Annotated in this window: 16 protein-coding genes and 1 pseudogene; 8 read left to right on the top strand and 9 right to left on the bottom strand. The window is 56.0% G+C overall.

Annotated features, from left to right (window positions below):
- Positions 1-105: 105 nt before the first annotated feature.
- On the bottom strand, positions 106-1008 hold the full coding sequence (locus D8V06_RS18590; protein ID WP_241667844.1) for a LysR family transcriptional regulator: 903 nt from the start codon (positions 1006-1008) through the stop codon (positions 106-108).
- A gap of 124 nt (positions 1009-1132) precedes the next feature.
- On the opposite strand from D8V06_RS18590, the gene D8V06_RS18595 reads away from it, so the two are divergent.
- Together D8V06_RS18595 and D8V06_RS18600 are read left to right on the top strand one after the other, a co-directional pair.
- On the top strand, positions 1133-2563 hold the full coding sequence (locus tag D8V06_RS18595) for an aldehyde dehydrogenase family protein (RefSeq protein WP_130931504.1): 1431 nt from the start codon (positions 1133-1135) through the stop codon (positions 2561-2563).
- Positions 2564-2827: 264 nt separating this feature from the next.
- The gene (locus D8V06_RS18600) at positions 2828-3628 is read left to right on the top strand and encodes a hypothetical protein (protein WP_130905019.1); all 801 of its coding nucleotides are present in this window, start codon (positions 2828-2830) and stop codon (positions 3626-3628) included.
- Between the two features lie 197 nt (positions 3629-3825).
- Here D8V06_RS18600 and D8V06_RS18605 read toward each other — a convergent pair whose 3' ends face one another.
- Together D8V06_RS18605 and D8V06_RS18610 are read right to left on the bottom strand one after the other, a co-directional pair.
- Positions 3826-4530 carry a CTP synthase gene (locus tag D8V06_RS18605; protein WP_130905020.1) on the bottom strand — a complete coding sequence of 235 codons (705 nt, stop codon included), beginning with the start codon at positions 4528-4530 and terminating at the stop codon, positions 3826-3828.
- A gap of 280 nt (positions 4531-4810) precedes the next feature.
- The gene (locus tag D8V06_RS18610) at positions 4811-5617 is read right to left on the bottom strand and encodes a helix-turn-helix domain-containing protein (protein ID WP_241667845.1); all 807 of its coding nucleotides are present in this window, start codon (positions 5615-5617) and stop codon (positions 4811-4813) included.
- A gap of 118 nt (positions 5618-5735) precedes the next feature.
- On the opposite strand from D8V06_RS18610, the gene D8V06_RS18615 reads away from it, so the two are divergent.
- Positions 5736-6095, top strand: coding sequence for a DUF2834 domain-containing protein (locus D8V06_RS18615; protein ID WP_130905022.1), 360 nt, complete (start codon positions 5736-5738; stop codon positions 6093-6095).
- A gap of 46 nt (positions 6096-6141) precedes the next feature.
- On the opposite strand, the pseudogene D8V06_RS18620 reads toward D8V06_RS18615, so the two are convergent.
- The 3 genes and pseudogenes from D8V06_RS18620 to D8V06_RS18630 form a co-directional block, all read right to left on the bottom strand.
- A pseudogene (locus D8V06_RS18620) lies at positions 6142-7718 on the bottom strand (IS66 family transposase).
- 61 nt (positions 7719-7779) lie between these two features.
- Positions 7780-8115 carry an IS66 family insertion sequence element accessory protein TnpB gene (gene tnpB / locus D8V06_RS30890; RefSeq protein WP_153188975.1) on the bottom strand — a complete coding sequence of 112 codons (336 nt, stop codon included), beginning with the start codon at positions 8113-8115 and terminating at the stop codon, positions 7780-7782.
- Positions 8112-8429 carry a transposase gene (locus tag D8V06_RS18630; RefSeq protein ID WP_130931505.1) on the bottom strand — a complete coding sequence of 106 codons (318 nt, stop codon included), beginning with the start codon at positions 8427-8429 and terminating at the stop codon, positions 8112-8114. The genes tnpB and D8V06_RS18630 overlap by 4 nt, the downstream gene beginning before the upstream one ends.
- Before the next feature lie 201 nt (positions 8430-8630).
- On the opposite strand from D8V06_RS18630, the gene D8V06_RS18635 reads away from it, so the two are divergent.
- Entirely contained in the window at positions 8631-9086 is a 456-nt protein-coding gene (locus D8V06_RS18635; protein WP_130931506.1) for a VOC family protein, read from the top strand.
- Between the two features lie 102 nt (positions 9087-9188).
- Here D8V06_RS18635 and D8V06_RS18640 read toward each other — a convergent pair whose 3' ends face one another.
- Positions 9189-9593 carry a hypothetical protein gene (locus D8V06_RS18640; protein WP_130905025.1) on the bottom strand — a complete coding sequence of 135 codons (405 nt, stop codon included), beginning with the start codon at positions 9591-9593 and terminating at the stop codon, positions 9189-9191.
- Between the two features lie 136 nt (positions 9594-9729).
- Complete coding sequence (locus D8V06_RS18645) at positions 9730-10194, bottom strand: hypothetical protein (RefSeq protein WP_130905026.1); 465 nt, start codon at positions 10192-10194, stop codon at positions 9730-9732.
- A 101-nt stretch (positions 10195-10295) separates the two neighbouring features.
- On the opposite strand from D8V06_RS18645, the gene D8V06_RS18650 reads away from it, so the two are divergent.
- The 3 genes from D8V06_RS18650 to D8V06_RS18660 are packed head-to-tail and all read left to right on the top strand — an operon-like array spanning position 10296 to position 14228.
- Positions 10296-11759, top strand: a complete 1464-nt coding sequence (locus tag D8V06_RS18650) for an OmpA family protein (protein WP_130905027.1) — start codon at positions 10296-10298, stop codon at positions 11757-11759.
- Between the two features lie 37 nt (positions 11760-11796).
- Positions 11797-13395: a hypothetical protein gene (locus D8V06_RS18655; RefSeq protein WP_130931507.1), complete on the top strand. Its 1599-nt coding sequence runs from the start codon at positions 11797-11799 to the stop codon at positions 13393-13395.
- Complete coding sequence (locus D8V06_RS18660; protein WP_130905029.1) at positions 13392-14228, top strand: hypothetical protein; 837 nt, start codon at positions 13392-13394, stop codon at positions 14226-14228. Before D8V06_RS18655 ends, D8V06_RS18660 begins: the two co-directional genes overlap by 4 nt.
- A gap of 547 nt (positions 14229-14775) precedes the next feature.
- On the opposite strand, the gene D8V06_RS18670 is transcribed toward D8V06_RS18660, so the two are convergent.
- Complete coding sequence (locus tag D8V06_RS18670) at positions 14776-15174, bottom strand: nuclear transport factor 2 family protein (RefSeq protein WP_056856778.1); 399 nt, start codon at positions 15172-15174, stop codon at positions 14776-14778.
- Between the two features lie 187 nt (positions 15175-15361).
- Here D8V06_RS18670 and D8V06_RS18675 point away from each other — a divergent pair, with 187 nt between their 5' ends.
- A complete protein-coding gene (locus tag D8V06_RS18675; RefSeq protein ID WP_130931508.1) occupies positions 15362-16555 on the top strand; it encodes an ABC transporter substrate-binding protein in 1194 nt (397 codons plus the stop codon).
- Position 16556 lies beyond the last annotated feature (1 nt).

Raw genomic sequence — 16556 nt, forward strand, 5'->3', positions numbered from 1 at the left:
GTCGCCCCAAAACTGCGTTTTCAATCCACGCAGCCAGTTTGGGGCACCAACGGTTTTGTCATGATGAAGGGCTGCTTTGGCCGAAAACGCTCCATAGCGACACGCTCAAACCACAGTGGGCCGCAACGCGTGCGCCAGATCGATCAATGCGCGTAATCGCGCCGGCACGAAGCGATGGCCGGAGTAGTAAAGCCTCAAGCCGCCAAACGACGGGCACCACGGTATCAGCACCGGCACCAGGGTACCGCTGGCCAGTTCTTCCTGGATGAACCACTCGGAAATGAAACCGATGCCAAGGCCCATCACCACGGCCTGCTTGATAGCCAGCATCTCGTTGAAAATGAAGCGCACCGGCAGATCCATCTGCAACTTCTCACCGTCTCGCTCCAGCTCCCACTGGTAGATGCCGCCATGGGCCATGCGCATGCCGATGCTCTGGTGGCTGAGCAGGTCTCGCGGATGCTCGGGCACACCATGGCGGTCGAGATACTCGGGCGTTGCCACCACAAGCATTCGGATGTCCTCTGACAGCCTCACGGCAATCATGTCTTGTGGTACCGACTCTGCCAGGCGGATACCGGCGTCGAATCCACCGGCGACGATGTCGACCATGTTTGATTCGCTGACGATGTCGATGCGCACCTTGGGATGGTGCTCTGTGTACTGCTTGAAGAGCGGCTCCAGCAACAAGTAGGCCGCGCCATGTGGGGCATTGATACGCAGGGTGCCGCTGGGTTCATCGGGGCCGAAGCTGGCTTCTTCGCCGGCACTTTTAATCTGCTCCAATGCAGGGGTGATGCGCTCCACGTAGCGTTGCCCAACGTCGGTGAGGGCCACACTGCGCGTGGAGCGGTTGAACAGGCGCACCTTCAGGCGCGCTTCCAGGCCGGCCACGGCGCTGCTCACTGCGGTGGTGGACATGCCCAATTCCTGTGCCGCACCACGAAAACTGCTGCGGCGCGCGACGGCCAGCACCACTTCCAGTTCGGTCATTCCTGTTCTGTGCATGGATCGTCCTGAAAATGCGGATGCTTCATACGCAAAAGGATAGCTTATCGGAACAATAAGCCCCCCATAGACTTCATTGCACACAGGCTCGTTTCAGACGAGTCATTTTGAGCGAGGAGTCGCCATGCAGCGCATCGAACATATCTATATCAACGGCGAATACGTCATCCCCCACGGCCAGGAATGGTTCGACCTCCATAACCCGAGCACCGAGGCCGTCATCGGCCGGGTTCGTCTGGGTGATGCACTGGACGCACAGCGTGCCATAGCCGCCGCCAGGTCTGCGTTCCCGGCGTGGTCTCGTACCACTCGGGAGGAGCGCATTGCGGCACTGCAACGCATGCACCGGGCCATGGCGGCACGGGAGGAAGAGTTGCTGGAAGCCATCCTCCTCGAATACGGCGCACCTGCGGTCCGCGGGCGCTGGATGGCGACGTACCCAGCCGACGTCATTGCGCAAGCAATCGATGCACTGGTGGCGTTCGATTTCGAGGAGCAGGTCGGCATGGCCAGGGTCATTCTGACGCCCGTGGGCGTTGCCGGTCTGATCACGCCCTGGAACAGTAATGCGGGCTTCATCTGCAACAAGCTGGCCACCGCGCTGGCGACCGGTTGCACCGCCGTCATCAAGCCCAGCGAGATGAGCGCATTGCAGACGCAGGTTGTGCTCAGGGCGTTGCACGAAGCGGAGTTGCCGCCGGGCGTATTCAATGTCGTCAACGGACGGGGCGATGTGGTTGGCGAGGAAATCGCCCGCCATCCCGACGTAGCCAAGATCTCATTCACAGGGTCGTCCGCGGTCGGTCAACATCTGGTTAAAACCGGCGCGAATACCCTGAAGCGCGTGACGCTCGAACTGGGCGGCAAGTCGCCCACCGTGGTGCTTGACGATGCAGACTTCCAAGCGGTCATGCCCTTGGTCCTGCAAGCCGGATTTCTCAACAGCGGCCAGGCTTGCGTCGCGGGCACGCGCATCCTTGTGCCGCGCAGTCGGTTGGCAGAGTTCGAGAGGATTGCAAAGGAGTGCGTCTCACAGATTCAATCGGGCGATCCACGCAGCGCCGACACCGACATCGGTCCGATGGTGAGTCAGAAACAATGGGAACGGGTGCAGCGCTACATCCGTATCGGCCAGGAAGAAGGCGCGAGGTTGCTGGCGGGCGGCGAGGGTCGCCCGGAAGGCCTGAATGCCGGATGGTTCGTGAAACCCACGATCTTCACTGATGCCAACAACCGGATGCGCATCGCTCGCGAGGAAATCTTCGGCCCCGTGCTCACGATCATCCCCTACGACGATGATGCGAATGCGATCAGCATTGCCAACGACACGGACTATGGGCTCAGCGCCCTGGTGCTGGGCAAGAATCCCGAACGCTGTCTGACTATCGCCCGGCAGATCGATTCGGGACGTGTGCTCATCAACACCCTTGCCCACGAACCGCGTGCTCCCTTCGGCGGCTTCAAGCATTCAGGTCTTGGGCGCGAAATGGGCAAGTGGGGGATGAGCGCTTATCTGGAGCCCAAGACATTGATCACGCATGACCTGTTGAAATGACCGTGTGCGGTTCCTGTCTGGGAGGACTGGGTGGGAAATGGCAGCGAGCGTCCGCTATAGGCCGATTTCTGCAGTTCGCGACAGGCAGAAAACGGCCAGGAGCGGTCATTGCAAAGATCCAGCACACTAGGTCCGGAGCTGCAAACGACGAGATAAAACGCAGGATAGATTCACTGCCCACTTACACCTTGACAGGCTTTACAAATCGAAGGATAAGGCCGCTCGGTCTACGTATTCGCGCAGGCATTCATGGAGGAAGTGAGATTGAAGTTGTGTCATTCAACACTGTTGCTAAGTCTTGCCTTATGCACCGCTGTAAATGCGGCACCGACAGCCGAGGCTGAAGCAACCTTTCAGCATGCGCTGCGTATAGCGGAAGACAGCAAGCAACAGATAGATTTGATTGTGGAGCAAGAGCAACAAGGCAAATTCGATAAAGGTGCTCTAACTGAAACCATCCGGGAAGTGGCAAACAAAGCTGAGGCATTTGAAAGCGAACTGCGTAAAGCTAGCAGCGAGGGTCATGGTGTAGCCACTTACCTGCTGGCGACTTTAAAAGAACGCAGCAAGACCATGTCTGGTCAAGACTACTCGGCGATGCATGCAGAGGCTTGTGAGCTCTATCAGCGCGCCACGGATCAAGGACTGCTGGCCAGCGCGGTAATGCAATTGCGCGACTGTGATCAAGCGTACCAGCGTTTCAAGTTCAATGACCCTGAACTTCTGCGGCTTAGGGGACAATTGCAAAGCGCGTTGGACCAGCCAGACCCTTACTCAGGGCATTACCCATTGCCGGCGTTAAATTCGTACTGTTTCAAAGAGCCGAAGATGCCCGATGTCAATCGTGAGCAACCGTTGACCTCACTGAGGGATCTTTACACCCCTGTGCTGCTGAGCCAGGAACAGTTTCGTGCCGATGGTTATTATCTGCTAGCGCTCAAAAGTGGTATCGAGAATCCGGCAGCACGAAGCTATTTCAAGCAAGTGAAAGATAAGGCGCCGGACTGCCTGGATCCGATTGATCTCAAAACCATGTTTGAGCCAATAGACCGAAACAGCAACTGAGCTCTACCTTGGCCCACCTTTCACAGCGCTATTAACTACAACAGATACCAAGGGCAGGTATTTCGGTTGGTTTCCAGACGGGTTGATATGGGTTGATATGGGTTGATTTTAGCTGGTCATGGTAGGCAGAAATCGGCCAAAAGAGCCCCCCACAAAGCGACTCTTCGGGCAGCCATGAACGCGCCGATAGATAATAGTTACTTACGATCGGTACAGGCTTGCAACCAGCTCCTCACCAGTGGAGGAGTCTGACCTTCAAGGGCTACACGTTCTGGCTGAAACAGAGTAGCGACGAAGAACGCGGCACCCATTAATTCGACAGCTCGTACTTCACCGTCCTCATCCCAACCCGTGGCGCGTAGAGACCCTTCAAGCAGCTCAGCCGCGAACTGCGGGTTCAGTCCATACCGGCAGCGATAACCTTCTTGAATTCGCGGAGCGCTATAGGCCTTAGCGATCCGTGAACCTTCCGCCAAGCGAATAGATTGTTGGGTCTCCACCAGCGCGCAAGTCAGTGGGGCGATTACAGCCCGACCGCCTTGACTAGGTAGCTCGCCATGCTCAGCATCCCTCCAGCCCAAGGCATTCCGGGCGTACTCCAGCAAAGCGTGTTGAAAGCCGCCACAAGTGCCTAGAAACGGAATGGCTTCCTTGCGCCCGTAACTGATCGCAGCCAATACGGCTTCAGTGTCGCGGTACGGACTGGCCGGAACGCACCATAGCCCGTTGAAGCTGAGTAAGTGCGCAGGGTTGATCGAGTCTGTGGCCAGCCATTCATATTCAATACTGATGCCCATTGCGGCAGCCGTTAATGGCAACGCTTGCTCGATGGCTCTGTGAGCAGTAACGCTAAGGTCACGGTCTCCGATCAGACCTACACGTATAGTGAGCAGCGTACTCATGGGTCGTTCCTTTGACTTTGGTAAAAACGCGATCTAGAGGGAGCGACGATAGGCACAGGCAAGGGATCTGTCGAGCCTGAGTGGCCACTACGGTCGATTAATCCCCTTACGTCGGGCGGCAATCGACCAAACGCAGACGTTTGGCAATAAGGTCTTATCCCTTGTTTCTCAATCCCTAAACGCGCTAGCGTCAATGCTGTTATAACCTCCACGAGCAGGAAGAGTCGGGTAAGCGTCTGGCGAACACACCTATGAATGTGTTGAATCGAAGATAACGGCATCAGCATTTCAATTGTCCATAGGCTCGGGCCATGACTTCCCAGGTTCTCGCGTCGGCAGGAACCAGATGCTCAATACGCAGCGACTCCATCGTAATGTCGAGAGGCATGCCAAATGTTGTAAAAGTTGACATGAATTTCAGTTCCCCGTGCCTTGAGTCGAGCCGCGTCAGTACCAACGGAGGCAGTTCGTTTGTTAACGTGGAAGCCTCTTGAGGCGTGGGGAGGCTTTTCAGAAGCGTAGCGAGCCCCGGGTTGCTCAGGGCCTCTCTAGCTGCCCTTTGCCAAGCAATCAATCTGATTTCCTCGACGTTGTTCAGATGATCGCCCAACCCTCCAGGCTCCAGCAGCGTTACCAACAGATTTAGGCCTTCTGCCGCATCGGCACTCAGGCCGACCAGATCGAACAGCACTCCAGTGCTGGCGTTGGCTGCCAATATCTCCCACTGACTCCCCAAGACAATCGCTGGTGCGGGGTTGTTGGCATGAAGCAGGTGAGTTATAGCGTCACGAACAGCCTCCATGCTTGGCGAGGTAAGAGGTGTTGCTTCGTAGCGCGGTGCATAACCACTGGCGAGAAAGACACTGTTGCAGTGCTCTAGAGGCGCATCGAGTGCCATGAGTAGGTTATGCAGAGTTCCTGGGCTTGGCTTGGCGCGCCCTGTCTCGATGCAGCTGAGGTGGCGCTGAGAAATACCTGACATCAAGGCTAGGTCGAGTTGGCTCAATTTTGCCTGACGTCGCAGTTGACGCAACTGCTCACTTGCAGTGATGGCGGGTGTCGTTCGAGGAAAAGGTCGAGTGCTCATTGTTCGACTCTGACGGCGCGAATTGGCTGAGTCCATGACCTGTGAGGTCATTGATCTCGTCGTGACAATATCACTACCTTGTCAGCGTTGATCATCGCTTCTTGCTCAAGGAGGACTAATGAAAAGACCCTACCTCTCACTTGCCACATTGGTGATTTTTTCCTTGTATACGGTGAGTACCATGTTCGTTGCCGATCAATCGCTCATCGACTTCGGCCTGGAGTTAATATCCAGCCCGGACACTGCCCAAGTAGTTATTGACCTTTACCTGCTCGGCGTCCTCGCTTGCATCTGGATGTATCGGGACGCTCGCTCCAAAGGCCGATCTGCGGTCTCTCTTGTGCCTTACTTTCTCATAACAGCAGTCTTCGTATCGATTGGCCCATTGCTTTACCTCGTCATCAACGGATTCGCCAAGAAGAAGGTGCCGACGGATACCACCGGTTACAGCATCAATATTTCGCGCAATCTCGACTAAAAGGAATGAAGAGGAAGTCCGTTGGCGTTTGGCAATTCCTTTGTTTCTAGGTGACCGGCCAACACGCCTTACGTGATTGAATGGGCGCCCATCGATGCGGCAGCAACTCCGTAATCTCACTCGCCCGCTGCGTCGGCAGACGAGTCAGAACATCCTTCAAGTAAGCTTACGGATCATGCCCGTTCATGCGCGCAGACTGGATCAAACTCATGATTGCTGCCGCCCGTTTGCCGCTGCGCAGTGACCCGGCGAACAACCAGTTGGAGCGCCCAAGTGCCCACGGTCTTATCTGATTTTCGACCGCGTTATTGTCTATGGGCACAGCGCCGTCCTCTAGATATCGAGTCAGTGCCATCCAGCGCTTGAGGCTGTAATCCAGAGCTTTGGCGATAGCCGACCCTTCGGGCACAAGGTCGCGCTGGGCCATCATCCAGGTATGGAGTGCGTCGATAAGGGGCCCCGCTTTTTCCTGACGTACTCGCCAGCGTTCTTCGTCGGTCATCTCCCGCGCCAGCCGTTCAATTTCGTACAACCCACCAATTGAGTGCAGCGCCTGCTCGGCCAGTTGGCTTTTGTTCGTCGCGTGCAGATCAAAAAACTTGCGGCGAGCGTGGGCCATGCAGCCGATTTCAGTGATGCCTTGCTGGAAGCTTGCTTTGTAACCACCAAAATCATCGCAAACCAGCTTGCCATTCCACGCGCCAAGGAAGTTGCGTGCATGCTCTCCCGCACGGCTTGGACTGAAGTCATAAACGACCGCCTTGAGCCCCGAATATGGCGTAGTGCAGTAGTCCCAGACATAAGCACGATGCGTTTTCCTCTCACCCGGGGCGAGCATCTGCACCGGCGTTTCGTCAGCGTGGATCACGCCTTGAGCAAGCACTGTTTCGCGTAGCGCATCGACCAAGGACTGGAGCTGCACACGGTTTGACCGACCCATTGCGCCAGTGTCGAGCGGGCGATGGCCAAGCCGGCGCGGCCAAAGATTTTCTCTTACCGATACAGCGGCAAATGGTCGGCAAATTTGGCCACCATCACGTGAGCCAGCAGCCCTGCCGTCGGGATGCCCTTATCAATGACCTGGGCGGGAACCGGTGCCTGAGTCAGTGTTTCACACTCGCGGCAGACCCATTTCCCGCGCACATGCTGCTCCACCGTAAACACGCCCGGCGTGTAATCCAGCTTCTCGCTGACGTCCTCGCCAACCCGCTGGAGCTGGCAACCGCAGGCGCATTGGATGTTGTCGGGTTCGTGATAAATCACGGTACGCGGAAACTGCGCAGGCAAGGAAACACGCTTGGACTGCTTGCGTGGTTCAGCTTGCGCAGCCGGCGGACTCAACGCCTTCCGCTCGGTTTCAATGGCCGCGATGTCGGTGTCGAGCAAGTCGTCGAGCAAGCTGCCTTGGTCGGGACTTAATTGCTCACTACGCTTGGCAAACTTGCTACGTTTGAACCAGGCGATTTCATGGGTGAGTTGCTCGATGATGGTTTGGTCGCGGTCGTTCTTCTTGCCCATCCTGTCGACTTGCTGTCCGAGCGAATCAACCTGGGACAGCAACTGCGCAGCGAAAGCGCGCACTTGGTCGAGGGTCATCTGATCGAGATTGGGCGAGGAACTCATGCCCTGGATTTTACCAAAGCGGATCGCCTGCGGCAGCAGGCCGAGGCGCTAATTACAGTTTCTAGAGCAATGTGATTGCACCGCCAGCTCCATCGCGTTGCCAAGGCAGTCCGAGCACCAAAGCCTGAAGTTGCTCGGCATCCAGCTCCATCTCGCAGCCTAGTCGACTGCCTGGCCAGTGAAACTTTCCTTGGTTCAATCGACGAGCAGCCAGCCAGACGCCAATCCCGTCATGCACCAGCACTTTCATACGAGTGGCGCGGCGGTTGGCAAACAGATAAGCACAGTGCGGCTTCGCCGCACCGAACACCGCGATCACTCTGGCTAACGCGGTCTCGGTGCCGGCACGCATGTCCATGGGCTCGGTGGCAAGCCAGATGGCGTCGACGCGAATCATTGCGTGAGTCCACGGACAAAGCGGGCGCAGCCTTCAGGATCAGACATCGGCCATTTCACCGTGATCGATTGCTCGCCAAGCGGCAGCTCAATAATCGCCAAAGCTTCCGTCTGCCGCTTGGGTGCAGCTCTCAACGGAACGAAAGCCGGAAACGCTGCTGGCGGCTGGTCTCGGTAAAGCGGCAGCCACTTGCGGATCACATTGGCGTTGATGCCGTGGCTGATGGCGACGCTGGATAGGGTTGCGCCCGGTTGCAGGCATTCCTGAACAACCTGGGCCTTGAAGGGTTTCGGATAAGAGCTTCGATGGCGCATGGAAATCCTGACGTTAAGGCCAATGGCGTCCGCTTAAAAATACGCGGACACCATCGCCCTTAATGCTGGAGTTCGGAAGGTGACTTCCCCAGGCGCTTACGGATTAGCGCACTTCTACACCAACAATAGAGCTTCACGAAATCCATCGAGTTCTGAGAGCGTTCGGCTTAACATGTACGTCGGTTCAATAGGAAGTCTGCAATGGATCTGAAGTTCAGTCACGTAGATGTACTGGTCAATAATCTCGAAGAAGCCTGTGCTTACTACGCACAGATACTTAATGCCAGGATCTCCAAAACGCTCGTTTGGGAACGAGGTGGTCTGCACGTACGCTACGCAATTGCGCTGATCGGTCAAGAGCGTTTCATGTTGGTACAACCATTGGCGGGGAACCTGAAAGAGCTATTAGGCTCATCGGGAGAAGGGATGATTTATCGCCACTGCTATTCGACGCCAGACATCGAGCGGGCCTACGACGAACTGATGGTCGCCGGTGTTCAGCCAGAAGATGAAAACGGAAAGCCACTAGCCCGCTCGGACCTGCAATCACCGTCGGGAACACGCATTATCTGGTTGCCCAAGCGCTTCGGGCACTTCTCTATCGAAATCCTGGAAGACAAGGCGTTAGAGGCATTTGTAGAAGCTGCATTTGCCTGAGTGATGCGGCGATGAACGTTTGCTTGCTGCCATTTATTGTTTGATGTCACCGACCGCTTGGGGTCGGATGTAGCCTCTCACTACCAACGCAGCACAGCCGTTTCAATTTCTGAAGTCAGCAAGAATGAAGGGGGTTCGGTTTCTCAACCAAGCGTCAACCTCATCCAGTGATCGCATTAAGGGGCTAAATGATTTCACAGGATCCACCCCAGTTTCGCGAACAACCGTAACAGCGAACCCTTTGCTGGTACTGCTCAGCGTTGCGACATATCTAACCGCTCCTCCAGTCTCTTCTACTCGTAAAGTTGCGATCAGGGGGGCCGAGGACAGGTCACTAACCATCCGCTTTTTAAGCATATTCCGTTTTTCGACAAGCGCCTTGGTACTGATCATAGCGCCGATGCCCACAACGATTACCAACACGGACTGAAAACCATAAAGTGAGCGAATTCCTGTCGAATGTTTTTCAGTTAGCCACTTAACTATTTCGGAAATTATATCGTTCATTATTGATCTAAATTGTTTCCAGATGGACGGATTCTATACAAACCCCGCCGCCATTATGCCTTGTAATCGGTGTTCTTGAAAAAGACAAAGTAGTAGGGTTTATTTAACTAATGGCTGTATCCCTTTTTGCTTTTGCTCACCGGAGGCTAAGGATCGTTTTACTGCTATTCCTGACAGACAGCAATGGCCTGATAGTCGTTTTTAACACGCTGCTACCGACCAAAAAGAAAAAAAGCCAGGGTTGTGAAAGCCAGTATCTAAGTCTTGAACCGCCTCCTCCAATCCAAAAATCCAGTCGTCCCTCTGCTGCGGTGAGCAGCAGCACAGGACCAAACATTTTCGTGACATCGCTCTTTGTTGCATTTAGTATCAAAAAATGATGCCTTTTAGCCATCACTTTGGACTCAGCAGTGCACTTCCTGGAAAAGGACTTCGCTTGAACAAGATAACCAGTTTTGCTTTGGCCATTCTTCGACCCGGCCCGCCAAAAGCTGTGCGCGAAATGAAAATTTCGCGCCAGGGCTTGTTCATTTTGCGCCCTTCCGTGCTGCGCCGTAACGCTGGCGATCTTTAAACGCGGTCGGCTTTTGACCTCACCCAATACGCACTTCCCGAACGCATTTGGTTTCGCCTGAATACTGATTTTTTATCGGCATTTAGGTGTGACTGCGTTTTGTAAAACAGCATTGAAATGGACTTGAAATGACCAACGCATTTCGTTTCACCACGCTTGCCAGCGCATTGCTGCTGGCTTCCGGGTGCTCAACTGGCCAATTCGACCAATTGGGCAAAGACTACGGCACGGCGATCTTGTGCGGTGCTGGGCTGGTTGTCGGTAGTGCGGCAGGTTATGCCCTTAACGGCAAGAACGGCGCACTGCTGGGTGCTGCCGCGGGCACAGCTGTTGGTTGCTATGCAGGATCGGTCTGGCAAAGCCGAATGCAAGAGCTGGATCGCATTGCTAAAGAAGAAAACCTGAAGATCCATTCAGAACAACTTCAGACTGTGTCGGCCACACCCAGTGCCGCGCCGTTGGATGCCGGTCTCGTGACGCAAATCGAAGACTCTGGAATGTTCGACACCGGCTCCGACCAACTCACTGTCAGCGGCCAGCGAAGCGTCGCCAAAGTGGCAGCCGCCTATGCCAATGTCGATCCTAAAATAGCGAACACTCGACGTTTACTGGTGGTAGGCCACACCGATGCCACGGGAAGTAGCGCAACCAATCAGAAACTGTCCGAACGCCGTGCACGCACCGTCGGCAAAATATTGATGACCGCAGGCATTCCTTCGACTTCGATTTTCTACCAGGGTGCCGGCGCTTCGCGGCCTCTGGCCGACAACAGTACCTTCGAAGGCCGTACTGAAAACCGCCGGGTAGAAATTGCAGAGCTGACCTCCCAGGAGGTGTTGGTGAGGCGCGCCAAAGCCGAGCAGTCCAACGCCAAATACTTGGCCTACGGTGCATCCACCGCCAAACCTTTGAGCAAGCCTGCCACCCCTGCGGTCGCGGCAAAATCGACATCACCAACGCCTTCCACTGTCGCCGCGGTGGAGCTCATCAGCACTAAAAACAGCAATGGTGCGAAACCGGCTGTCGACTTTGGCGGTGTGCCAACCGCCAGCATGCATTGGAATCTGGGCCAAAACATCACGCCAAAAACCGGCGGATTCAGCTTCGTTAGCGCGGCTAATGCCAGCGACATTCCCGTTGGCAGTTGCCAGGACGACATGCCGCGAGAAAGCGGTGACGTCATCAGCCTGGCAACCGATAAACCGCTCGATGGCGTGAAAACACGCGACTACCTGCCCGGCTACAACAACCGAGTCTGGGCCAATACCGTCAACGGCAACCTGGTCACTATCTCCCCGGTTTCCATCCTTCGCGAAGGCGCCGAAGTCGGCAAACAACCCTTCATTCAAGTGGTGAAAGGGTATGACGATGGCAATCGTAAGCCGCTGCCGTCAATGAATGCCGTCGCCAACACGTACGAAGGCGAAAAAGAAGTGCTGTACCGCGTGTTCATCAGTGAACCCAAAGCACCGGTAGCCTGCATGGACGTTGTATTCAGCAAAGGCAATGCAACCGCCGAGCGCGGTGCGTTGTTCTACCCCGTCGGCGAGCAGAGCTACACCGTCGCATATGCCCCTGTCAGCACCCAATAGTAGATAAACGGAGATATCGAACGTGCAAGAATCCGCGATGGCAGCTTTCAAAGCTTTTATTGCCGCAAACGAGATGGCGATCGTCAGCATCACCGCTCTTTTCGTCCTGCTGTGCCTACTGAAATTCTACTGGGAGAAGGTCGGCTACTTCACCATGCGTATCTGGCACGGTGTACCGCTGATTGGCACGGTATCGCGCTCAGCCAGTAAAGAGCCCACCATCCGCCCAGATGGCTGGACCAACTCCGAGTACGATCTGTGCAATGACTACTACGAAGCATACGGCCAGGTAGACAAGAGCCCGGAGTTCTTTCGCCAGTGTCAGGACTACCTGAAAAAAATTGGCGAAGCCGGCCGCAGACCACGTCCGGCCTGGGTGTTTATCCTGGCCGCCGTTTTGTTGGTGGTTGAAGCCGTCGGCTTTGGTTACGTACTGTCGGGCTGGTTAAGCCTCGACGCATCGGCCAGTGACAAACGCTACCAGGCTATTGGCGTGGCAATCCTCCTGGCCGTCATCTCCTGCGGTTTTGCCGAAGCGGCCGGTCACGCTATCCACCACAACAGCCTGATCAAGAAGGCCCGTGCGTGGTGGCGTGGCGACGCATCCGATTCACGCTCCAACCACCTTAAGCAAATCGATTCGATCAACATCGAAGACAGCTTCAGCGACAGCAACGACAAGGACTACAACCGCATTCTGTCGCGCATCGCCACCTCGGTGGACGTTACGCCCAAGTACCTGCTTATCGGTGCGTTCGTCGGCATTATCATGATCATGGCTGTCGCCGCATTCGTGGTTCGCGCCAAGACGCTCGACAGCATTCAGGATGAGATGGTGAACTCGCTGCGCGCTGAAAGCGCACAGAGTGGCGGCTCTACCAAAGTCAGCCCATTTGAGCTGCCGGATGAATCCAAAGCGGTCAATGACTCGGCTGACAACAAAACCATCGACGACAAGATGCAAGCGATCCGAGAAGCGTCGTTGACCACATACCTCATCCTCTCGGTCATCTACATCGCCATCCAGTGCATCACCTGCTGGCTAGCGAGCATTTTTGGTTTCGCCGGTGTCCACTCGCGCCGCGCCTACAACTACACACATAAATTCAACAGTGCGGACGAAATGGTTCGCTGGATGGAGCGCGAGCGCACCAAAATCTCCGGCCATGCCGACCATAAGCTGAGCATGTTGCAGCAGAAGCTTTCCACGCGCATGACCAACAATGCCGAACACCTCAACGCGATGAAAGGCTCGGCTATTCAAAAGCGTGACTTCAACGCGTATGTGATGGTGCGCCGTACTGCTGAAAAAGCACTGAAGCACGGTCAAGAGCGCATCAACACAACGCCAGCGCCAGCAATTGAAGTGGCACCGGTAATCCCCGCGCCTCAACCTGTCCGGGCGTTGCAAGCAGCCATTGCAGCAGTGTCCGAACCTCAGACGGTGGCACCCGTGGCGGTACTGGCAGATATTGACGCAAATACCTTCCACGACCTCACGAGCGTCACTGATGAGCAATTGCCAACCTTGGCAAAAGCTCTGAAGCAAGACGAAGCCACTCTCAAGAGTGTCCGTGAACAACAGCTGCTGCTTAAGCAACTGGGCATCTTCAAGGTCGCAGGAGTCAACGCATGAAAGCCCTGAAGGCATTGATGATCGCAGCCTTGGTGATGCCCCACATCGCCTTGGCTTTGGAGCGTAACGACCTGCAAAGTTGCTACGAAACCGCCCAACTTCCAGAACTGAAGCCAGACGCTTCAGGCCGCGAACTGATCGTCGTGGTCGATGAGACCGTACCCGTTCCGGAAGACATCCAGAAACAGGCATGGGGTCAGATCACTCGTTTCGTGCAACCCGGTGACAGCATTAAGCTCTACAGTTTTTCGGCGTTTCTGCCGGGCGAATACCTACGTTTGATCTATGCCGGAAAGCTCGACAAAAATGTCGGAGAGGAAGTTCGCGACGACGCCAGCGCTCGCAAACTGCGCACCCTGGACCAGTGCCTGGCCCGTCAGCCACAAGACTTTGAAACCGGCTTCGGCAAACTATTCGTCAAGAGCCTACGTGATGCCCGTCAGGACATTCCGAGAAGCGAAATCATGAACGCATTGCGCAAAATCGGCGACGACATCAAATCTGCCGAAAAGCCCCACGATCACGTGGTATTCCTGATCAGCGACATGCTGGAAAACAGCGACTACGCCAGCTTCTACGCGAAAAACCAGATCAAGAACCTGGTAGTCGCCGACGAGCTGAAAAAAGCCCAGACCCACAACCTGTTCGCCGATCTTTCCGGCGCCCGCGTCTACGTCACAGGTGCTGGCCTGATCTCCGATGACATCAAACAAAGCTATCGCTCAGGCAGAACCATGGATGCGTTGAACGCGTTCTGGGCAGGCTACTTCAACCGCTCCAACGCGTCGTTGGCCGGGTTTGGCACGCCGAGTTTGGGTGGAGACTTGAGGTAATTTGGAGAGCCGCATGCGTGGGAATACCTGCGCGCGCGGTAACCTGATAGCGACAAGCTCGGCAGGGGGCTCCTTTTTCAACAGATACTGGCGCCCGCCACTGAGCCAAGCCTTAAAAGCCGACGCCTTTTAAGGAGGAGCCATGCGCCGGCTGGCTCCGCAAGCTGGAAGTGAACAAGCCTTTGGAGCGCATCAAGCCAACAAGGCAGCTCGTCCTATCCGGCAAACTCAACGTCCACTTTCACCCCGGGCACCACCCAGTAGATCCCGGTCCAACTACCACTAGATCACCCGCTCTCAAAGGGCTGCCCAGTGCTGCAGCGTGACGCGCCGGCTCGCACGACCTCGACCACACATCAACTCGACGTGTAGAGGTGGCAAAGGACGTACTGGGCGTTGGCCCGGCTCTGATCGGCAGCACGGGTATACCAATGCAATGCGGCGGGTAGGTCTTTAGAGGTACCAGTGCCATGTAAAATGGCCGCCCCCCAACTTCTTCGTTCGCGCTGAACCCTGGCTCAACTGTGCGCAACAACAAAGTGCCCTTTCATTCCTTGGCAATCTCCGGTGCCAGCAACCACTCAGCACTGTCGTTCCAGACGTCCATATGGGTGATTTTGCCATCGCGCACTTCGAAGCGGTCCAGATAACGATTGCCCGAAAAGCGGCGGCCATCCGGCCATTCGCCAAACAGTGTGCCATTGGAATACACCACGGTATGGTCGCCCCGGTCCATCCAGTCGAAGTTTCCCATGGCTTTCTTGACCCAGGCGTAGCGTGAGCCATTGAACGCCGTGATCGCCAGTGGATCGGGCATGGCCCGGCCGCCGGTAAAGGTGATCTTTACATCGGCACTCATGAACGTCGCCGCCCGGACGGGATCCGGGGCCATGGAAGCCTCGAGAAAATTGCTAACAATCTGTACATCTTTATTCATTTCAGACATCGCTAAAACTCCTGACTCTAGGAATACCCGGTTGATTCGGACGCCTTTGCATGGTGCAAGCCGCCTTCTTTTGGCGCGAAAAACTCTGCCAGCCCCTGCAAAACCACCCTATTTCAAGGGCTGCTGCGACTGGCATCCTACTTGCTAGCAATAATTATGCAACTGCTAGCAATCAGGAGAATCAACTATGGCCACCCGGCTTCCAAACCTGCAACGTCTGCTGTTTCCCGTGGCTGCGGCAGTCACGCTCAACATGGCTCTTTTCGGTGGCGCGCAAGCGTCCGAGCCGCCGATCAAAGTCGGTCTGGTAGCCGCGCTTTCGGGCCAGTCGGCCAAATCCGGCGAAGCCCTGACTCGGGGCTTGACCATGGCCATCAATGAGGTCAACGCCAGCGGCGGCGTGCTCGGGCGTCCGCTGGAGCTGGTGCGTCGTGACGACGAAAGCAACCCGTCCAAGGGCATCCTCGCCGCTCGCGAACTGGTCCAGCGGGAAAAGGTCGCGGTGCTGTTTGGCGGTCTTGATACACCGGTTTCCCTGGCCATCGTGCCGCTGGTCAACCAGATGAAAGTACCGTTCATGGGCATCTGGGCCGCCGGTACGAAAATCACCGAGAACGGCGCAGCCGATAACTACGTGTTCCGGGTTTCCGCCGTCGATGAACTGGTGGATGAGGCACTGGTGAAGTACGGCGTCGACAACGGTATGAAGAAGCCGGGGATGATCCTCATCAACAATCCATGGGGCGAGTCCAACGAGGCTGGCTTCAAGCGCGCCCTGGAAAAACGCGGCATGCCCAACGCTGGTGTCGAGCGTATCCAGGACAGCGATCTCGACGTAGTGCCGCAACTGACCCGATTGAAAAACGCCGGTGCAGACACCCTGCTGCTGGTCGGTAACGTCAGTCCCTCGGCACAGGTGGTCAAGTCCCTGGACCGCATGGGCTGGGACGTGCCGGTCGTTTCTCACTGGGGGCCGGCCGGTGGACGCTTTGGCGAGTTGGCGGGGCCGAACGCCTCTCGCGTGCATTTCATCCAGACCTACGTGTTCACCGAGAACAATGGCGCCAAGGGCGATGCCCTGTTGGCTGCGTTGAAAACGGCATACCCGCAGATCAAGACGCTGGCTGACGTCACGCCGGCAGTGGGCATTGCCAATGCCTACGACGCGCTGCATCTCACCGCCCAGGCCATCGAAAAAGCCGGCAGTACCGACGGCAAGGCCGTACGCGACGGGTTCTACGCCATCAACGAATACGACGGTTTGATCAAGCACTACACGCAACCGTTTACCCCATCCAAACATGACGCGCTGGGGCCGGACGACTATCTGTTCACCCACGTCGTCAACGACCAGATCGTGCCGCTCAAGCCTGAGGAGTAAG

This window comes from Pseudomonas sp. Sample_24 (genome assembly GCF_004307605.1).
In the GTDB taxonomy this organism is placed as follows: domain Bacteria; phylum Pseudomonadota; class Gammaproteobacteria; order Pseudomonadales; family Pseudomonadaceae; genus Aquipseudomonas.

What these genes read in the sequence shown, in the direction of transcription:
- D8V06_RS18635 (WP_130931506.1), top strand. Translation starts at nt 8,631, where the DNA reads ATGGATCTGAAGTTCAGTCACGTAGATGTACTGGTCAATAATCTCGAA.
- tnpB (WP_153188975.1), bottom strand. Translation starts at nt 8,115, where the DNA reads ATGATTCGCGTCGACGCCATCTGGCTTGCCACCGAGCCCATGGACATG.
- D8V06_RS18640 (WP_130905025.1), bottom strand. Translation starts at nt 9,593, where the DNA reads ATGAACGATATAATTTCCGAAATAGTTAAGTGGCTAACTGAAAAACAT.
- D8V06_RS18605 (WP_130905020.1), bottom strand. Translation starts at nt 4,530, where the DNA reads ATGAGTACGCTGCTCACTATACGTGTAGGTCTGATCGGAGACCGTGAC.
- D8V06_RS18675 (WP_130931508.1), top strand. Translation starts at nt 15,362, where the DNA reads ATGGCCACCCGGCTTCCAAACCTGCAACGTCTGCTGTTTCCCGTGGCT.
- D8V06_RS18660 (WP_130905029.1), top strand. Translation starts at nt 13,392, where the DNA reads ATGAAAGCCCTGAAGGCATTGATGATCGCAGCCTTGGTGATGCCCCAC.
- D8V06_RS18615 (WP_130905022.1), top strand. Translation starts at nt 5,736, where the DNA reads ATGAAAAGACCCTACCTCTCACTTGCCACATTGGTGATTTTTTCCTTG.
- D8V06_RS18590 (WP_241667844.1), bottom strand. Translation starts at nt 1,008, where the DNA reads ATGCACAGAACAGGAATGACCGAACTGGAAGTGGTGCTGGCCGTCGCG.
- D8V06_RS18630 (WP_130931505.1), bottom strand. Translation starts at nt 8,429, where the DNA reads ATGCGCCATCGAAGCTCTTATCCGAAACCCTTCAAGGCCCAGGTTGTT.
- D8V06_RS18650 (WP_130905027.1), top strand. Translation starts at nt 10,296, where the DNA reads ATGACCAACGCATTTCGTTTCACCACGCTTGCCAGCGCATTGCTGCTG.
- D8V06_RS18595 (WP_130931504.1), top strand. Translation starts at nt 1,133, where the DNA reads ATGCAGCGCATCGAACATATCTATATCAACGGCGAATACGTCATCCCC.
- D8V06_RS18655 (WP_130931507.1), top strand. Translation starts at nt 11,797, where the DNA reads ATGGCAGCTTTCAAAGCTTTTATTGCCGCAAACGAGATGGCGATCGTC.
- D8V06_RS18610 (WP_241667845.1), bottom strand. Translation starts at nt 5,617, where the DNA reads ATGAGCACTCGACCTTTTCCTCGAACGACACCCGCCATCACTGCAAGT.
- D8V06_RS18670 (WP_056856778.1), bottom strand. Translation starts at nt 15,174, where the DNA reads ATGTCTGAAATGAATAAAGATGTACAGATTGTTAGCAATTTTCTCGAG.